This window comes from Leptospira inadai serovar Lyme str. 10 (genome assembly GCF_000243675.2).
GTDB lineage: Bacteria > Spirochaetota > Leptospiria > Leptospirales > Leptospiraceae > Leptospira_B > Leptospira_B inadai.
This window is the reverse complement of sequence record NZ_AHMM02000025.1, coordinates 576,155-593,929: the sequence shown is the minus strand read 5'-3', so window position 1 is coordinate 593,929 and position 17,775 is coordinate 576,155. Positions and strand designations below refer to the sequence as shown.

At 43.4% G+C, this 17,775-nt stretch carries 11 protein-coding genes and 1 pseudogene; 5 read left to right on the top strand and 7 right to left on the bottom strand.

Going from position 1 to position 17,775, the window contains the following annotated elements; genetic code table 11:
* Window positions 1-623: 623 nt before the first annotated feature.
* Complete coding sequence (locus tag LEP1GSC047_RS18485; protein WP_010416255.1) at window positions 624-1,514, bottom strand: M48 family metallopeptidase; 891 nt, start codon at window positions 1,512-1,514, stop codon at window positions 624-626.
* Window positions 1,504-4,488: a DUF2339 domain-containing protein gene (locus LEP1GSC047_RS18480; protein WP_010416257.1), complete on the bottom strand. Its 2,985-nt coding sequence runs from the start codon at window positions 4,486-4,488 to the stop codon at window positions 1,504-1,506. The genes LEP1GSC047_RS18485 and LEP1GSC047_RS18480 overlap by 11 nt, the downstream gene beginning before the upstream one ends.
* 298 nt (window positions 4,489-4,786) lie before the next feature.
* Between LEP1GSC047_RS18480 and LEP1GSC047_RS18475 the strand changes: the two genes are divergently transcribed.
* From LEP1GSC047_RS18475 to LEP1GSC047_RS18465, 3 genes are read left to right on the top strand one after another with little or no spacing between them, the layout of a single operon-like run.
* Window positions 4,787-8,740, top strand: coding sequence for a PAS domain S-box protein (locus LEP1GSC047_RS18475; RefSeq protein ID WP_010416261.1), 3,954 nt, complete (start codon window positions 4,787-4,789; stop codon window positions 8,738-8,740).
* 50 nt (window positions 8,741-8,790) lie between these two features.
* Window positions 8,791-10,143 carry an alkaline phosphatase D family protein gene (locus LEP1GSC047_RS18470; protein WP_010416262.1) on the top strand — a complete coding sequence of 451 codons (1,353 nt, stop codon included), beginning with the start codon at window positions 8,791-8,793 and terminating at the stop codon, window positions 10,141-10,143.
* The gene (locus LEP1GSC047_RS18465) at window positions 10,140-10,961 is read left to right on the top strand and encodes an alpha/beta hydrolase (protein WP_010416265.1); all 822 of its coding nucleotides are present in this window, start codon (window positions 10,140-10,142) and stop codon (window positions 10,959-10,961) included. Before LEP1GSC047_RS18470 ends, LEP1GSC047_RS18465 begins: the two co-directional genes overlap by 4 nt.
* Here the strand turns inward: LEP1GSC047_RS18465 and mtnP are convergent, their stop codons facing one another.
* From mtnP to acs, 3 genes are all read right to left on the bottom strand, one after another.
* Window positions 10,962-11,825, bottom strand: coding sequence for an S-methyl-5'-thioadenosine phosphorylase (mtnP, locus tag LEP1GSC047_RS18460; RefSeq protein ID WP_010416269.1), 864 nt, complete (start codon window positions 11,823-11,825; stop codon window positions 10,962-10,964).
* Between the two features lie 248 nt (window positions 11,826-12,073).
* Window positions 12,074-12,865, bottom strand: coding sequence for a cobalamin-binding protein (locus LEP1GSC047_RS18455; RefSeq protein ID WP_010416272.1), 792 nt, complete (start codon window positions 12,863-12,865; stop codon window positions 12,074-12,076).
* A 5-nt stretch (window positions 12,866-12,870) separates the two neighbouring features.
* On the bottom strand, window positions 12,871-14,838 hold the full coding sequence (gene acs / locus LEP1GSC047_RS18450; RefSeq protein ID WP_010416275.1) for an acetate--CoA ligase: 1,968 nt from the start codon (window positions 14,836-14,838) through the stop codon (window positions 12,871-12,873).
* A gap of 190 nt (window positions 14,839-15,028) precedes the next feature.
* Here acs and LEP1GSC047_RS18445 point away from each other — a divergent pair, with 190 nt between their 5' ends.
* Window positions 15,029-15,739: a lysophospholipid acyltransferase family protein gene (locus LEP1GSC047_RS18445; RefSeq protein WP_010416277.1), complete on the top strand. Its 711-nt coding sequence runs from the start codon at window positions 15,029-15,031 to the stop codon at window positions 15,737-15,739.
* Here the strand turns inward: LEP1GSC047_RS18445 and folE are convergent.
* Window positions 15,736-16,302, bottom strand: a pseudogene (gene folE, locus LEP1GSC047_RS18440) (GTP cyclohydrolase I FolE); the annotation flags it as partial. The gene LEP1GSC047_RS18445 and the pseudogene folE sit on opposite strands and share 4 nt — an antisense overlap.
* A 149-nt stretch (window positions 16,303-16,451) precedes the next feature.
* Between folE and LEP1GSC047_RS18435 the strand changes: the two are divergent.
* The gene (locus LEP1GSC047_RS18435) at window positions 16,452-17,600 is read left to right on the top strand and encodes a glycosyltransferase family 4 protein (protein ID WP_020988968.1); all 1,149 of its coding nucleotides are present in this window, start codon (window positions 16,452-16,454) and stop codon (window positions 17,598-17,600) included.
* Here LEP1GSC047_RS18435 and LEP1GSC047_RS18430 read toward each other — a convergent pair.
* Entirely contained in the window at window positions 17,586-17,768 is a 183-nt protein-coding gene (locus LEP1GSC047_RS18430; RefSeq protein WP_180993205.1) for a DUF1289 domain-containing protein, read from the bottom strand. The genes LEP1GSC047_RS18435 and LEP1GSC047_RS18430 overlap by 15 nt on opposite strands.
* Between the last annotated feature and the right edge of the window lie 7 nt (window positions 17,769-17,775).

The window sequence follows — 17,775 nt, the reverse complement described above, 5'->3', positions numbered from 1 at the left end:
CGAACATATTCCGAATCGGAATGGAAAATTTTTTTCAAAAGACCGGAGCGACCCCTTGCGGGGTCGCTCACGTAGTGAGAATAGTGAAGAGAATTGGATATATATTAACTAAGGATTCGGCTTCCGCCTGGCACTTAGGTAACATTCCTTAAGTACCATATACCGAAAACGGGGTTGCTGGACACAGTTTTTTCAAGAAAATTGCAGATTTTTTAATAAGAAATTTTCAAAGTTATTCTCGCTTCGATCCGGATCTTACCTTCCTTCCACATGCGAAGTGACGATTTTTTTGGTACAACTCGTAACAGTTACTGTGACAAGGAACCTCGATTTTTCTCTACCGGCCTGCACTTCTATAATTTCTTTCGCCTTCGATCCCAAGTCGCAAGAACCGCATCCAACTTTTGCAAAACTCGTTATCGTAATTGCGAAAAAGTTATGAACAAACGACAAAGTCGCGCTAAAATCGGAGGGAAAATTATGTGTAACGATTGGTTCATGCTTTGGTCGTTCCTAGGACCGAAGTACGTGGAAGAAAATTTCCAATCAGAACGGAAAGTTTCTCGGTTTCACAGGCAGAGCGTTTCCCGAAGTAGTAATCTATGCCTTAAATATAGGCATTTCTAATCTCTTTTTATAAATTCATCCTCATATTCCAATTCGAACTTACTCGTTCGATTAGACAGGTTTTTTTCTCCGACATAATACATCCCGGCTTCTTGTTTTTTTGCCTTCTCCCGAAACTTTTCGGAACGAAGGTCCAAGTATGGATGGGTCATAAAATATTCACCGATCGGAGATTCCTGTCCTTCGGTTCCACCAGACGATTCCTTTAATCTCTGAAACATACGCCCCATGGCAAACGGATCGTATCCTTCTCTAAGCAGAATTTTATACCCGTATTCGTCGGATTCGCTTTCCTGATTTTTACTGAAAGAAGGTCGTAGTAGAATTCCCGTGGCGATGTCGGCAAGCTCGCCCAATGTCGCAGAACCGATTTTGCGACTTAATAATTCAAAGCGGACCCCATCCATACAATGCGAAAGTTCGACATGCCCGATCTCATGTCCCAATACTGCCACCAACTCGGCTTCGGATTTTACGGAAGTTAACAGCCCGGACGTCACGAATAGAATACCGCCCGGCATTGCAAAAGCGTTGGCCTGTGAAGTTTCCATAATTAGAATTCTATAATTAAATCCCTTCTTATTCCCTATCGTAAGTTTAGCGATTAACCCTTGCAAGTACGCTAAATCTTTCGGACTTTCCGTACTTCCGTAATTTGCGTATCTACTTGCAATGGCATCGCCTAGTTGCTTTTCATCCAGATTGTCGATCGGAAGAATCTTAGTAAACGCTCTGTCTAAAGTTTTTACCGGTTTACCGAGTAATTGAAATGCAGGTGCTAATGTTAGCGGTTTTTCCACGCCGACTTTGTTAACCGAAACCGCGAACCCTAAAACTATGCCGAAGGCAACCAGTAAAGTAAACGCATAAAATCTCTTATTTAACATTCGGTCCTTTTCCTTCCACGCTTCTGTATTTGCTATAAATCGTATTCATTAAGATCAAAATTCCGCCGACTCCGAGAAAAACGAGGGCCCTGGTAATCGTTGATGATTGGGAAAGGTCCCAAAAGATCAATCTGAGTAGACAAATTACCATTGCAGACAACGAAATATAGCGGAAATGGTTCTCTTTAAGAAATAACCCTACAAGAAAAACGACGAAGACTTCGGTCATCCATAGCAGCGTTAAGAACGCGGCATCAAAGCTCCAGAAAAGAAATAATGCGACGGTTAAGAATAACGGATAGAAGACGAGAATATTGATTTTCGTCTGAATCTTTTCGACTAAACGGTTAATAGTTCCGGGAAATCCTTCCCGCTCTTGTTTTTGAAACGACGGGCGAGTGCGAACCATGATAAGATACGCCGTCTGGAAAAATAAGGATATCAAACCGCCAACCCATTCCTGGTCCGTCCAAAAGGACGATGGCGTCGTATTGGAGCTGGATAGAAAAGCGGTATGAATGCACGAAATCCAAAAAAGAATCAGGGAATAAAAATGGAACCTTTCGATGATTGAAAGCCGTCTACTAAAGAGTTCCGTAAGGAATGCCAGCAAGATCCAAACAACGGGTAGCCAGTTACTTGGAATCTCGAGCGTTAAAGCGATGATACCTGTTAAAAGAGAAAGTTCCCAAAATAGCGGGATTATTATTCGACTAATTCTAATATCTTTCCCTTTCCCCAATACGGAAATATTTGCCCAATATAGGAAGACTCCGATTGCAAAGATTTGAATCAAAAGTCTAACTTTGAATATTCCGATATAGATTTCGGATTGAAGGTGAACCAAAATATGCGCACCGATAAAGAGTGCGACAAAAGTTAATGCAAATCCCCCCCACACTACTCCCGAATTAACAAGACTCTTGCGCCAATCGGAAATCCAAACCGAAGATTTTGCCGAAACTAATACGTAAAATTCCAAATAGAAAATGGAGAAGAGTAACCAAAGGATTCCCGGTAAAATCGGCGATACCGGCCCTGCGATTAACAAAATTTGTATTACGATATGCAAAGATAATGCGACTGCACCCGGCTGAGATAGGTACGTCGAGGCTCCCTCACTTCGATTAATTTTCGATAATGGAATGGCAAATACACAGAATGCGATCAGAGGAATATCCTGGACGAGCTGTTCCCAAGGACCCGAATTTCTTGCCGCGTAGATGACCAGAGAATGAATTGCGATAATGAATGGAAACAAACCGATTCCCAACCCATTCCAGTTCGTCCTCTGCCTAAGGAATAATAAAAGAATTCCGAAAACGGGGAGAAAATACTCCACACCCTTTATGTCGGCGCATTGATAACATAAAGCGGAGGCAAGAAAGCCGGAAAGAATCCCCGAAGGTGACACTTTCATACCGTCCGAGAAGCCGTAAATATCGTCCCAGGCATCGGATCGTCGGGAATATCGAATCGAATCGATAGTTTGCACTACAAAGGTAAGAAAGATTATGCTAAGCGTAGCGGAAATATTTCTCCAAGAACTAAGATCCTGCATTTGCTCGGCCAAAGACCATAAAATAATTAAATACGACAAAAAGGAAAAATGAAGAAGCGCTCCGCCGATCCGTCGTAAAAACTCTTCCTTCTCTTCGGATACCACGATAAAAAATATTAGGAAAAGCACGCTCACGATCAAGATGATCGATAAATACCCGAGTTCCCAGCGACCGAGGAACACGACGCCTAGAAATGCGATTCCCAAGGAAACTAATGTGTCGGTAAGGTAGAGCCAGCGAATTCCGATTTTGCGCGCCCTCCGAGCATGCAAAAAGAGTAATATTGATATAAGAATCAGGATCGGTGCATTCCATTTAGATCCTGTGGAATACAAAGCAAATCCTATACCAGCGCTTAGCCAGGAAACAAAATGAGTGATAAACGGTAGGATTTCCAGTTTTTCCGTTGCGTATACTTTTCGATAATGAACCAGAAGAGACATTACTCCGACGAGACCCGTCCCGGTAAGTCCGAAAATCCGAGCCGTCGATTCGTAATCTCCAGCGGATGAAATGATATGGTTTTTGAAGAAAAAATTGACGATTAGGAAAGAGACCACCGTTTGAAGAAGATGATACTCCCATTTCGCTTTATAGGATAAGGCCGCGCTAAAAACCGTAACGCCGACTCCGACACAAAATACTAAGTTTGTGAAAGGTAAGATGGCGAGAGCTAGCAAGCTCAAAACGACATGCAGGCTGGCAAATCTCTGTAAGGACGCAAACCAAGCTAATGATAAATTTATCGTTATTCCACAGAGCACGATAACGAGGGCTAAAATCTCATTACCGACCCACTTCATTCCCGGAAGAGAAGCGGCACCGACGCACGCAAAAAGAACCACTGCGCCCGAAGCGCTTTTTAGCCAATAGGAGATTTGTTTCCAAAATTCTTTAGTTAAAAGATAAAGCGAAACGGCATATAATCCCGCCGCTATTCCCAAAACCATTAGGAAGCGGATCATCGGAGAAACTTTTAAAGCTGCGTATATCGCTAAAAATCCTACGCCCATGACTAAAATGATGGTCCCGAGTATCCCCGTCCAATTTTGGGCGACTATCGTTTCGACTTTTTCCCAGGTTTGAGATTTCACCGGATTTTTTTTGGGAGATGAGGGCGATTCTTGCGGTACTGATTCTCGAATCGATGCAACGGATTTTTTCTGAGCTTCGGAGGACGTCCGCTCTTTTGCCGGCAAAGCTATCGATTCCTTTATCGAAATCGGTTTTTCATCCGGAATTCGGTCTCTTTCCCGTAAAGAAGGCTTTGAAGGCGATTCGAGCTCATTGATTCTATCTTCGAGTTGGCGGACTTTTTCTTTTAATTCCGTTACTCTTGAACTTAATATAAATGGATAAACGAATAGAAAAATGAGAACTATAAACGCGATGAAACCGAGAAATTCTGACATTGAGTTATCGATTAAAGATCAACGCTTCAAAGCTGTAAATTTATTTTTTCATCGGAATATTTGGCGAAATGGAAGTCAGAAATGTCAGAAGTAATCGAAGAATGCGTACAAAATCGGCAGATTTTATCGACTTACCGATAAAGGACAAAACCTACGTTAGATAAGCTCCGTATTCGAAACGAAACGGTTGATATTGATTTTCAGAAAAGGCCGCCAGACTTCGCAAAAAAAGGTTTCGATCACGCTATAGATTGTTATTTTTTAGCCTTCTACTATCATTCATATCGGAACTAGTGAATTGGATCCTTGCTTCTTAGAATCAGAATTTCTTTTGCAAATTTTCGAATCATGTCGAGACGGCATCGTTATAGCCGATTCCGAAGGAGCTATTTTCGATGCAAACGATTCTTTCGTAAAACTAACGAACTATACCCGAGCGAAACTAAGATCCCTGAATATCTGGGACTTTACCGCCGATCGTTGGAGATCCATCGAAGCCGATATGATTAAAGAACAGCTTATTCCGAACGGTTACACCGAAGAATATGAAAAGGAAATCATTCGCAAAGATAGAACCTTAGTTTCCGTATCGGTAAAAATGTATTACGTAACCGAATCCCAAGGAACGAGGAAAGTAATTTGGGGAACTTTTAGAGATCTATCCCAAGAGAAAACAAGGGATGAATTAAGTTCCCAATACTATCGAAAAACCAAAGAAGGTTGGGAAGCGCTCAAACGAATTTTCGATCTAAACCCTCTTCCGATGAGCATATCGGAAATAAATTCCGGAAAATTAATAGACGTCAACGCGCGATTCGAAGAGGAAGTCGGGTACTCTTCCGAAGAGTTATTAGGTAGAACGACCGTCGAATTAGGGCTTTGGAAGGATCTCGATACTCGTACTCGAACTATGGAAGTGATTCGAGAGAAAGGTTGGGTAAATAACCTAGAACTTCTGTTTAGAAAAAAATCGGGAGAAGAGTTTTGGGGACTTTTTTCCGCCCAGATTATAGAATACAAAGGGTCGACGGTTCTTCTCACGATCACCGTTCCTATCTCCGATCGAATCAAGGCAGAGAAGGAAAAGAGAAAACTATTGGAAGATATTCAGGAAAAACAGGAAATCCTAGATCAGATCATTCGTCTCAACCCGTCGGCCATCACTCTCTCAAAAGCTGATGGAACATACCTTGAAGCAAACGACCTTTTTTTGGAATACGTCGGAAAAACTAAGGAAGAAATTTTAGGTAAAACCCCGGTTGAATTAGGCGTCTACCAAGACTTGGCGGACCGAGCACACATTCTCGAACACTTACGAACCTCGGGAATCGTAAGAAACCTGGAAATTAGTATGAAAACGGCCGAAGGAAAAATGCGATCCATTTTATTCTCAGCCAGAATATTGGAATCCAAAGGAGAAAAGAAAATCCTAGCGATCGGGCACGACATCTCCGATATCGAGGAATCTCGAGAAAGACTCGAGTCATTGGCAAAAGAACTGGAAAAAAGCCGAGAGCTATTTCAAAAATTATTCCAACTCATTCCTTCGGGAGTTGTGCTTACCGATTGGGAAACTAAACGTATTATTGATGCAAATGAACGATATTTGGAATTGATTCGGTTTCCTCGTGAAGAGGTAATCGGCAAGACAACTCCCGAATTGCATATATGGGATTTAGATCCGGAATTTCGATCCTACGTTTACGAATCTTTAAAAACGAAAAACGAAATCGCAAGTATGGAAACCGTAGTCAAAGCCTCGGACGGCACTCCGATACCGATTTTATATTCCGGTCGTATGGTAGCTCTCAACGGACATCCGCACGTCATCTCGGTAAGTACGGACATCTCGGAAAGAAAAAAGGCCGAAGAGGAAGCTAAAAGATTAAACGAAGAGATATTATATAATAAGGATCTATTCGAACGTATATTCCAATTAAATCCTGCCGCAGTTTCCCTATCCGATTTGGAAACGGGAGTCTACCGGCAAGTAAATCAATCTTATTGCGAGTTGATAGGATACCCTAGAGAGCAGATTATCGGAAAGTCCTCCCAAGAACTTGGAATTTGGGAAAAGGATGCCGATCGTAAAACGCTATTGGCCGAACTCAAGGCGAAGGGATGGACCGGCAGCGTCGAAGCAACCATATTACATTCCGACGGTACTCAACGAAAAGTGTTATCGGGTAACCGAGTTATCAAAATGAATGATCGACAAATGCTGCTCGCTCTCCTGATCGATATCACTGAAAAGAAAAAAATCGAGGCGGAGAGAGACGAATACTTTGCCCAACTGGAGGAGAGTAAGGGACTCTTCGAAAGGGTATTCGAAATGAATCCGGATACTATCACGATTTCCGATCTAACAACGGGAAGGTATATCAGCGTTAACGAAAGATTTACGGAAATGCTGCAGTATCCGAAGGAGGAGGCTATCGGAAATACGTCTGTCGAAATGGGAATATGGCCCAGGGAAGTTCGCAATAAGATCGTTGAAACGCTAAGGGAAAAGGGAGTCATGCGGGATTTCGACGTTCGGCTGACTCGTAAAGACGGCTCGTACGTCGATGCTATCTTTTCGGCCCGGATTATCAATTTAGGAAAATCTCCCTCGTTGATCGCAATCACTCGAGATATTACCCAATCTAAAGCGGCCGCAAAGGAAAAGGAAGAACAGGCTCAAAGACTGTCGATGCAGGCAAAAGCGTTTCTAGAAATGACGAGAGATCCCGAATTTGTTTCGGGAAATTTAGAAGAGGCTGCAAAAAAAATCTCGAAAATGGCTTCCGAAACGCTCGATTGCGATCGTGCTTCGATCTGGATTTTTGATAAAGGAGGCGAGGAAATTTGGACATCGATCGCAGGTTGGGATAGAAAAAGTAATAGCTACCTTGAACGCATTTCGATGCGACTATCGGATTATCCTAATTACTTCGAAGCCATAAAGACGACAAGGTTCCTGGATATTAAAGACGCAATCAACGATCCCCGTACGTTGGAATTCGCCGATATTTATTGCACTCCTTTAAACATCACCTCACTCCTAAACGCGCCCGTATTCTTAAGAGGCAGGATTAAAGGAATCGTCTGTCTGGAACATCGAGGAAATTTGAGGGAATGGAAAGGATACGAATCGCAGTTCGCGGTAACGGTAACCGAACAAGTCACCCAACTCTTGCTGAACGCGGAAAGAAATGAAGCGAAAGAAGAATTGGAAAAGGCGGTCACGATTCGAACTTCCGAACTCGCTTCCGCATTGGACAATCTTCGTAAAATGCAGGATCAACTCATTCTATCCGAGAAAATGGCCGCGCTAGGGCAATTAATCGCCGGAATCGCCCATGAAATAAACAATCCTTTAGGCGCGATATCCGCATTAAGCGGCGAAGTAAAAGCCTATTTGAATTCTTCCGCCGATAGACTTAAAAAATTGGGAATAATGCTCTCTTCTGCGGATTCGCTTCTTATTCATAATCTTTCGAACTTTATCCGACGCGGTTTAGAAAGCAAAGAGTCTCAGCTTACCAGGGAAGAGCGAAGAATCCTCTTGAAGGATATCAAAAATAACCTCGTAGAAGTCGGCTTCGAAAATGCCTACGATCTAGCGGATAGAATAATGGATACCGGCCTTCCAGCCGCGCTAAAGGAATTTCCGGATCTGTTCGGCGACCCGTCCAACTACCCGCTTCTTGATTTTGCAATCGAGGAAATCCAGACTTTCAAGAATGTAACTTCGATTCGATTAGCCGTGGATCGAACTTCAAAAATAGTCTATGCGTTAAAGAATTATGCGCATATCGATTTCGGTGGGAGAAAAGTAGAAACGGATCTAGTGGAGAATATCGAAACCGTCTTAACCATTTATCATAACCAAATGAAGAACGGAGTCGAAATTGAATTTGATTTTCCGATTCGGCCGAAAGTGCCCGCTTTTCCCGACGATTTGTTACAAGTTTGGACAAACCTTATTTACAATTCCTTACAAGCGATGAACTTCAAAGGAAAGATTAAGATTTCCATTCGTGAATCCAACAATGATGTGACGGTTTCCATCTGGGACAACGGTCCCGGAATTCCTGCCGAAGTGAAAGCAAAGATCTTCGATCCATTCTTTACGACTAAAGGCCCCGGCGAAGGTAGCGGACTGGGGCTCGATATATCCAGAAGAATCATACTCAAGCATGGCGGTCGTATCGAGCTCGATTCGAAACCGGGAGAAACGACGTTTAAAGTAATCCTTCCGAGAAGCTAAAAATCGGTTTTTAGTTTGATCCTGTCTGCGGTTCGCGTGAAATTTCAATTATGAAACGGTCGTCATCGAATTACATTATTATAGCAGTCATTTTATCCTTCGCTTCCCTTACATTTCTTTTCGGAAAAAGTAAAGTTACCGTAGAAAGCAAAATCTCCGTTATCTTATCCGGTCCGATGGTAGGATATTCTACCCATAAGGAAGTAAAACTCTGGGTACAGACAAAAATTCCGGCAAAAGTTTATGCGGAATATTTTCCTGTCGGAGAATCGAATCGTAAAAAAAAGACCCAAGAAACCACCACTAGACACGATCAGGGAAACGTAGCGCATTTACTCGCGGACGAGCTCGAGCCGGGGAAAAAATATTCTTATTTATTATACGTGGATGGAAATCCGATCGAACCTATAAATAAACAGGAATTTCGAACTCAACCGATTTGGATCGGAAAACAATCCGGCCCTCCCGATTTTCGCTTCGCACTCGGAAGCTGCGCTTTCGTAAACGATTCCAAGTACGATACTCAACCCAAACCTTACGGTGGAGATTACCAAATTTTTCATTCCATTCTCTCTCAGAATCCTGAGTTCATGCTTTGGATGGGAGATAATATTTATTTAAGAGAACCCGACTGGGATTCCCGAACCGGCTTTATTTATAGATACACGCAACAAAGAGCTTTGCCGGAACTCCAGCCGCTCTTAGCCAAAGTTCATAATTACGCAATACTCGATGACCATGATTGGGGACCTAATGACGGAGACGCCTCTTTTTGGTTGCGGGATACTGCCGAGGAAATGTTTAAACTTTTCTGGGCAAACCCGAACTATGCTAAGAAAGGTTTGTATGGATCTTTTACCTGGGGGGACGCCCAATTCTTTCTTCTGGATGACCGAAGCTTTAGAACCGCCAACGACAATAAACTTGGGAAACGGTCTTACTTGGGAGATAGGCAGTTAGATTGGCTTATCAACGCATTAATATTCTCCAAATACACTTTCAAATTTGTCGTGGCCGGAGGTCAAGTTCTCAACCCGTTGCAGGTCTTTGAAAATTATTCAACCTACTCCGAAGAAAGAAATCAATTATTGAATGCGATCAAAAAACAGAAACTTAAAAACGTGATATTCCTAACCGGAGATAGACATTTTACCGAACTTTCCTTATTGGAGGAAAACGGAGAAGAACCGATCTACGATTTAACCGTTTCTCCTTTAACTTCGTCGACCTATCCTCCTATTACGGAAAGAAATCCCTTACGGGTGCAAAACACCTTGGTGGATGATAAACGAAATTTTGGAATGATCGAAGTCACCGGCCCTCTAAAAAATCGAAAACTTACTATCCGGATCCATGATTTCGAAGGCAAAGAACTTTGGACTCGAGAAATCAACGCGAGATGAGATTGTATTCAATTTTAGGAATTTTCATCTTTATCCCGTTTCTTTTATTATTCGGAATCGGATTTCTACTCTACTATAATCAAAGTAAACTCATCTTCTTCCCCGAATCGCTTCCGAAAGATTTTAAATACTCTTTTCAATTTCCTTACGAAGAGATTGCGATCGATCTTCCGGAAGGAGAAAAAATCTACGCTCTCTATTTCCAAGCATCTCCAAATCCGAAAGGAACGATATTATACTTTCACGGAAATGCGGGCAGTTTACGAACTTGGGGAGGAATTAGCGAGGATATTCTCCCGAACGGTTGGAATTTGCTGATGACCGATTACCGGGGATATGGGAAAAGCAGGGCTAGATTAACCGAATTAGGAATGTATGAAGATGCGGAACGATGGTATTCCTATCTTCAGAATCGAATCGGATCTCCGGAAGACCGGATCGTAATATATGGTCGCTCGATCGGAACGGCAATAGCGGTAGATCTTGCCACGAAGAAGTCTCCACGCACCGTAATATTAGAAACCCCTTATACTACTTTGGCGGATTTAGCGGCGATTTATTATCCGATTCTACCTTCTTGGTTACTTTCCTTCAAACTCGATTCGCGTTCGAAAATTTCGAATGTATCATCGCCGATTCATATATTCCACGGGACCGAAGACGAGATCATTCCCTTTTCCCAAGGGAATGATCTATATAAGACAGCCATTAAAAACGGAAAAAAAGCGGAATTAATTCGAATACAAGGAGGAAGCCATAACGACCTCTCCTTTTTTTCGAAGTACAAACTAGAGCTAAAACGAATTCTCGCCCATTAATCAGAAATAATCCGGAAAGAGAACTTTCAGCTTTGCGACCGTGTCCGGATTGCGTTTTTCAGGGGAGGTAATGATGGAATATTTAGTACTATTCTTTAAAGTTAAATCGTCCCCGTTTCCAAGATCGGAAATCAGGGCTGATAGCAACTTTTTAGCGCTTTCAGCATTTTTACCTAAATTAGCAATTACTAATTCTGCAGTAACTGCTTCTTCGTTCTCTCTCCAGCAATCATAATCGGTAGACATACAGATCATTTGATATGCGATTTCGGCTTCTCGAGCCAATTTAGCCTCGGGCAAAACGCTCATGTTGATAATATCAGCTCCCCAAGAGCGATAAAGATGCGATTCGGCTCTTGTGGAAAAAAGCGGTCCTTCCATGCAAACCAAAGTCTTACCGTCGTGAATTGGAAGGCCGATCTTAACGGCCGCTTTTTTAATTCGAGCGCTTAAATTTGCGGAGAAAGGATCCGCGAACGGAGCATGTGCTACGACCCCTTTCCCGAAAAATGTGGATTCTCGACCTCTAGTTCGATCGATAATTTGAGCGGGTAGGACGAAATCCAAAGGCTTAATTTCCTCGCGCAGACTTCCGACCGAACTAAATGCAACAATCTCTTCGACACCTAAGATTTTTAAAGCGGCAATGTTCGCTTTAACGGGAACCTCATGGGGCATCAGAAAATGGCCTACACCATGGCGAGGCAAAAAGGCGATCAGCTTACCTTGTATCTTACCGATTTTAATTGCGTCCGAAGGTTTTCCCCAAGGAGTTTCCGGAAATACTTCTTCCACCAGCTCCATTCCGTCCAAGCTGTATAAACCCGTTCCTCCGATGATAGCTGCCTTAACCTTGGTCGACATTCGTTTCTCCTTAACCCGCCCCACGCGGAAATGTTTACTTCCAAACATTCGTTACCGGGGCGGAATGTAAATCGCGACTTGAAATTACGAAGAAGAATGTCGATTTAAAATTTCCGGTTTGGTCAATGGCCTGGATTCTCTACGATGATCGAATCGACGGATCTATTGCAGAGCTGAAGAATCGAAACCACGGGGGCCTATCCGAAAATGATTTCGAACGTAAAACGAGGAGTGTGCGAAGTAACCATTTACGAAAAAGACGGATCCCTTGCAGAATCGATGATTTTCTCCAGTTCGAGAATTCCCGCTTCGAATAAGGCCGGACCCGGTTGAAGAATAATCGCAGGGTCCATTTCAAAAATTCTTCCGTTCCTTATCGCAGATACTTGCATCCATTCCCGACGAGTACGAACCCATTCAAAATCCATCGGCTTCCCGCACCAACACCCGATGAAAATATCAGGATTCGACTTCGCAACGTCTTCCAGAGAAATAATCCTGTCTTTTGCCAACGATTTCTCTTTTAAATGTCCGAAGCAATCTTTCGCACCGGCAATCTCTAAAAGCTCGGAAACCCAGCGGATTCCGGTAATAACCGGTTCATCCCATTCTTGGAAAAAAACTTTCGGACGCGATTTTCCCGCCGCGGCGATTCTAACATTTTCCAGTTTTTGCTTATAGCTATTCACTAAAGAATCCGCTTCCTTTCCTTTTCCGACCAATCCGGCTATCAGAAATATCGTTTCAAAAATTTCGTCCAACGTCCTTTGATTTGTTACCAAGACGTTTAAACCTTCCTTAATCAAATCGTGAGCAAGCTCGGCCTGAATGTCCGAAAACCCGATTACTAGATCCGGCTTCAATTCCGTAATTCGCTTAATATTCCCGTTGATAAAAGCGGAGACCCGCGGCTTTTCATCCTTGGCCTTAAGAGGCCTGACCGTATAAGCCGAGATCCCGACAATTCTATCCTGCTCCCCTAATAGATAGAGGAGTTCGGTCGTTTCCTCTGTCAGACAAACGATTCGTTTTGGACCCATTCGGTTTAACTATGATATTTCTTTTTATCTTCGACCAGACGCTCTACCACGGACGGATCGGCGAGAGTCGATATATCCCCAAGACCCTCGAATTCCGCACTCGCAATCTTTCGAAGAATTCGTCTCATAATCTTACCGGAACGAGTCTTAGGCAATCCAGGAGCCCAGTGAATAACATCCGGTCTTGCAATCTTTCCGATGACTTTCTCGACCGTGGAGATTAATTCTTTTTTCAGAGAATCATTCGTCGTAACGCCTTGCTTAACGGTAACGTAAGCGTAGATACCTTGGCCTTTGATATCATGCGGAAAACCGACCACTGCCGCTTCCGCGACCGAAGAATTTTCGACGAGAGCGCTTTCTACTTCTGCCGATCCGATTCTATGACCGGAAACATTGATCACATCATCCACTCGACCCGTTATCCAATAATATCCGTCCTTATCTCGGATGGCACCGTCGCCGGTGAAGTAGTATCCCTTATACGTCGAAAAATACGTATCGTAAAATCTCTTCGGATCTCCGTAGACTCCCCTCATCATATAAGGCCAAGGGGAGCGAATGCATAGATTACCGGAAACTTCCCCTTTGCCTACGAGTTCTTTTCCCGTTTCATCCACCAATAGCGGTTCCACTCCGAAGAACGGTAAAGTAGCAGAGCCGGGTTTTTGTGAAATTGCCCCCGGAAGAGCCGAGATCATAATCCCGCCAGTTTCAGTCTGCCACCATGTATCGACGACGGGGCATTTGGATTTTCCGACATTTCTATAATACCATTCCCAGGCTTCGGGATTGATAGGTTCGCCGACCGATCCTAATAATCGAAGTGTTTTTAAACTGCGTTTTTCGACAAGAGCCGTTCCTTCCCGCATTAAGGATCGTATCGCGGTAGGCGCCGTATAAAAGATAGTGACCCCGTGTTTATCGATTACGTCCCAGAATCTTCCCGCATCGGGATAGGTGGGAACTCCTTCGAACATTAATGATGTGGCTCCATTTGAAAGAGGACCATAGACCAAATAGCTATGCCCCGTAACCCATCCAATGTCGGCAGTGCACCAATACGTGTCGGTCGGCTTAACGTCGAAAACGTAATGAAACGTCATGTTTACGCCGAGCAAATATCCGCCTGTCGTATGGAGAACTCCTTTCGGTTTTCCGGTCGAGCCGGAAGTATAAAGTATGAATAATGGATCCTCGGCATCCATCGCTTCCGGCTTACAGTACTGTGCCAACGCGGGGTCGTTCATCAGTAGATGCCACCAATGGTCTCTGTTTTCCCTCCAACCTAGATTCACTTCCTGAGCGGTTCTTCTCACCACGATCACATCATTAACTTTTTCCTGGGCGAGGTCCAAGGCGGTATCGACCGCTTTTTTCAAATCGATACTTTTGCCGCCGCGATAGCCGCCGTCCGCCGTAACTATTAGCTTAGGTTTACAATCCTCGATTCTACTTTGAAGGGCCTCGGGAGAAAACCCGGCAAAGACTACCGAGTGAACCGCACCGATCCGAGTACATGCTAAAATAGTAATCGCTAATTCGGGAATCATCGGAAGATAAATCAGAATTCTATCCCCTTTTCTCACACCGAAACCCTTCAGGACATTGGCGAATTTATTTACTTCTCGATACAAATCGTGATACGTATAAACTTTATACTCGTTCGGATCGTCTCCTTCCCAAATAATTGCGGCCTTATTTTTGAGATGGGAATCGAGGTGTCGATCCAAGCAATTATAGGAAACGTTTAACTTTCCGCCTTTAAACCATTGAACTTTAGCGTTTTTAAAATCGTGTTCCAGAACCTTGTCCCATTTTTTGAACCAATCCAAGCGTTTCGAAGCTTCCCTTGCCCAAAATTTCTTAGGGTTTTCAATCGATTCTTTGTAGAGAGATTTATAATCTTTCAGACTAATATTAGCGGTTTTTTTAAATTGAACGCTTGGATGAACGATCCTTTCCTTTGCCATGGCCACCTCCTCAAAACCAGTACGATGCCTTTGAAAACATTACCTGTCTACAAATTCTCGAACAACCGGATCGAAATCGAGTGATGACCTACGCTTACATTGCGGCCAAGCGCTTCTTTTTTTTCCGATCGATTCGGAGCGTTCGAAAAAAAGAATGCGATCCGGCCGTGGTACGGAATATTCACCCAGGATGTCTCAAAATTCCCCTTCTGTCGAGAAACCGGACGGCTTTAAGAGAAGACTTTTAGTTTGGTTGATTCCTACTCTCGTTGTCTTCCTGCAAAGAATCATAGGTTTAACTTCTAAAGTTTTAGAATTAGAAAAAGATGAATTCGATTCCTTATTTCTAGCCAAGAAACCTTTTATTCTTTCCATCTGGCATACGAACGTTCTTTATTCCCCGTATCTTCATCGAGGGCGAAACGTCGCCGTTCTTATTTCGGAATCGAAGGATGGAGATTTCATTACCGGAGTTGTGCATCGTTTCGGCAATACTAGCATTCGAGGGAGCTCCTCCAAAGGCGGATCAAGGGCACTTAAGGCTATGATCGTTCATTTGAAGAAAAACCTTCCCGCCGCATTTACGCCCGACGGACCGCGCGGGCCCGCTCTGATCGTTCAACCCGGATTGATCGCTTCGGCGCAAGTTTCGCAGGTACCTATAATACCCTTTCACTACGAATGCACCAGACAATGGATTCTAGAAAAATCATGGGATAAACACCGGGTCCCGAAACCCTTCACGACGTTCGTCGTTTCGTACGGAAAGCCGATTTGGATTCCTCGAGAATTAAACGAAGAGAGTTTCGAGGCACAGCGTCTCCTAGTGGAAAAGGCCATGCTCGAAAATAAACAAAGAGCAGAGCAAAAAGCCGAAGAATTGAGAAGTCTCGGATCTTAGGTGGATCCTGTACGAATCAAATCCAGGAATTCGTTGCGGGTAACCATATTCGTTTTAAATTCTCCGAGCATGCATGAGGTGAATAATTCCGAATTTTGTTTTTCCACTCCGCGCATCATCATGCAAAGATGCTTAGCCTTAATAACAACGGCGACTCCGAGCGGATCCAAAACTTCCATTAAAGCGTTTCCGATCTGTTCGGTCATGCGCTCCTGAACCTGAAGCCTTCTTGCAAAAATATCCACGATCCTTGGAATCTTGGATATCCCGATGATTTTCTTATTTGGAATGTAACCGACGTGTGCTTTTCCAAAAAAAGGAAGTAAGTGGTGTTCGCAAAGGGAATACATCTCGATGTCCCTCACTAGTACCATACCTTGGCTATCTTCCTCAAAAATTGCATTATTTACAATATGATGAATGTCGGCCTTGTATCCCGATGTTAAAAACTCGTATGCCTTTTTTACTCTCTTCGGAGTATCTCGTAAGCCTTCCCGATTCGGGTTCTCCCCGATCGCTTTCAGTATTTTGGTAACTTCCTCTTCCAAATCGAACCTTCTTTGAATCGTGAATCGTTTTACCCCTATATAAAACGGAGCATTACTTAGACGATGAAAAAGCCAAATCTCTCGAAATCCTGTTATGCTTCAAGGGAAAACCAGTAGGGCTTGCCAATCCTGAATACACTTTCAAAATGGTCGCGAACCTCCTTATGAAATCGCCTCTCTTAAAAGTCGGATACGATGCTCGCATGATTTCTCATTCGGGAATCGGTACGCGAATACGGGGAATCCTTTCGGAATTGGCCCCGATCGCAAAAAAGAAGCGAATCCAAATCACTCTTTTAGGATCTGCGGATAGGCTCAGGTCGGTCGGAATTAGTTCCGACCTACTGGAATCCTATGGATTTCTACCGTATGACGCGGAAATCTATTCGATTCGGGAATGGTGGGGCATTCCGGAAATGGCCGATTTCGATTTGCTGGACATTCCCCATTTCAACGCTCCTCTCCGTTTTTTAGAGAAGTGCATCGTAACCGTACATGATATTATTCCGTTTAGGATGAAACAATTTCATCCTTCCATAATAAAACAATTATACTTAAGATTCGTTTTTTTCCTCTTGAAGGAAAGCGTTCCGAGTATCATTACTGTTTCGGATTTTACGGCAAAAGATCTGACTGAAGTTTTCGGTTTTTCTTCCGGTTCGATGAAAACCGTTTATAACGGAATAGATTCCAAACTCTTTTATCCGAAATCCGCGAAAGAAATTCTTTCTTTTAGAAAGAGATACGGGTTAGAACCGGGATATCTCCTCAGCGTGGGAATCGGTAAAGAACACAAGAATCTGGCATTCGTACTTCAGATTTTAAAAGGGCTATGGTCCTTGGGTAAGCTGGATACTCAGTGGGTCATCGCGGGAGCAAACGGACAACTTCCGGAATATCTAAAGAAGGAGGCAGCCGGTTGGGAAGAAAGAATCGTTGTTCTTCCTCATTTATCATTGGAAGAATTGAGCACATTGTATTCGGCGTCGGGACTCCTACTATTTCCTTCGCTGTACGAAGGGTTCGGATTTCCGCCGGTCGAAGCGCAGGCCTGCGGATGTCCGGTCTTCTCCTCCAATGCAAGTGCGATGCCGGAAATTTTGGGTTCCTCCGCGTTTTACTTTTCACCGACGGATCGAGACGGTTTCGAGACGGGATTATTGGAGTTAGTCAAAAACCCGAAGTTGGCCGTTAGTAAGAAACTTTTAGGGAAAAAAAATGCCGAAAAGTATAATTGGAAATCGGCCGCAAGTCAAACCGTAGACGAATACTTGCGTATGGCCGTAAAAAAAGGAATTTTAAGGAGCGTTTGAAGAAGCGATCGATTCCTTTCTTTTTTGGAGTTCGATCCGAATTTGTTTTCTTTCCTCCTCCGAATAGCTTGTCCACATCCCGATTTCTTGCAATGTTCTAAAACATCCTTCGCATAATCCGGTTACCGGATCCATTTGACAGAGCTTAATACAAGGCGATCGAACAATCATAAAC

What these genes read in the sequence shown, in the direction of transcription:
- LEP1GSC047_RS18485 (WP_010416255.1), bottom strand. Translation starts at nt 1,514, where the DNA reads ATGTTAAATAAGAGATTTTATGCGTTTACTTTACTGGTTGCCTTCGGC.
- LEP1GSC047_RS18480 (WP_010416257.1), bottom strand. Translation starts at nt 4,488, where the DNA reads ATGTCAGAATTTCTCGGTTTCATCGCGTTTATAGTTCTCATTTTTCTA.
- LEP1GSC047_RS18470 (WP_010416262.1), top strand. Translation starts at nt 8,791, where the DNA reads ATGAAACGGTCGTCATCGAATTACATTATTATAGCAGTCATTTTATCC.
- LEP1GSC047_RS18465 (WP_010416265.1), top strand. Translation starts at nt 10,140, where the DNA reads ATGAGATTGTATTCAATTTTAGGAATTTTCATCTTTATCCCGTTTCTT.
- mtnP (WP_010416269.1), bottom strand. Translation starts at nt 11,825, where the DNA reads ATGTCGACCAAGGTTAAGGCAGCTATCATCGGAGGAACGGGTTTATAC.
- LEP1GSC047_RS18455 (WP_010416272.1), bottom strand. Translation starts at nt 12,865, where the DNA reads ATGGGTCCAAAACGAATCGTTTGTCTGACAGAGGAAACGACCGAACTC.
- acs (WP_010416275.1), bottom strand. Translation starts at nt 14,838, where the DNA reads ATGGCAAAGGAAAGGATCGTTCATCCAAGCGTTCAATTTAAAAAAACC.
- LEP1GSC047_RS18445 (WP_010416277.1), top strand. Translation starts at nt 15,029, where the DNA reads ATGTCTCAAAATTCCCCTTCTGTCGAGAAACCGGACGGCTTTAAGAGA.
- LEP1GSC047_RS18435 (WP_020988968.1), top strand. Translation starts at nt 16,452, where the DNA reads ATGAAATCGCCTCTCTTAAAAGTCGGATACGATGCTCGCATGATTTCT.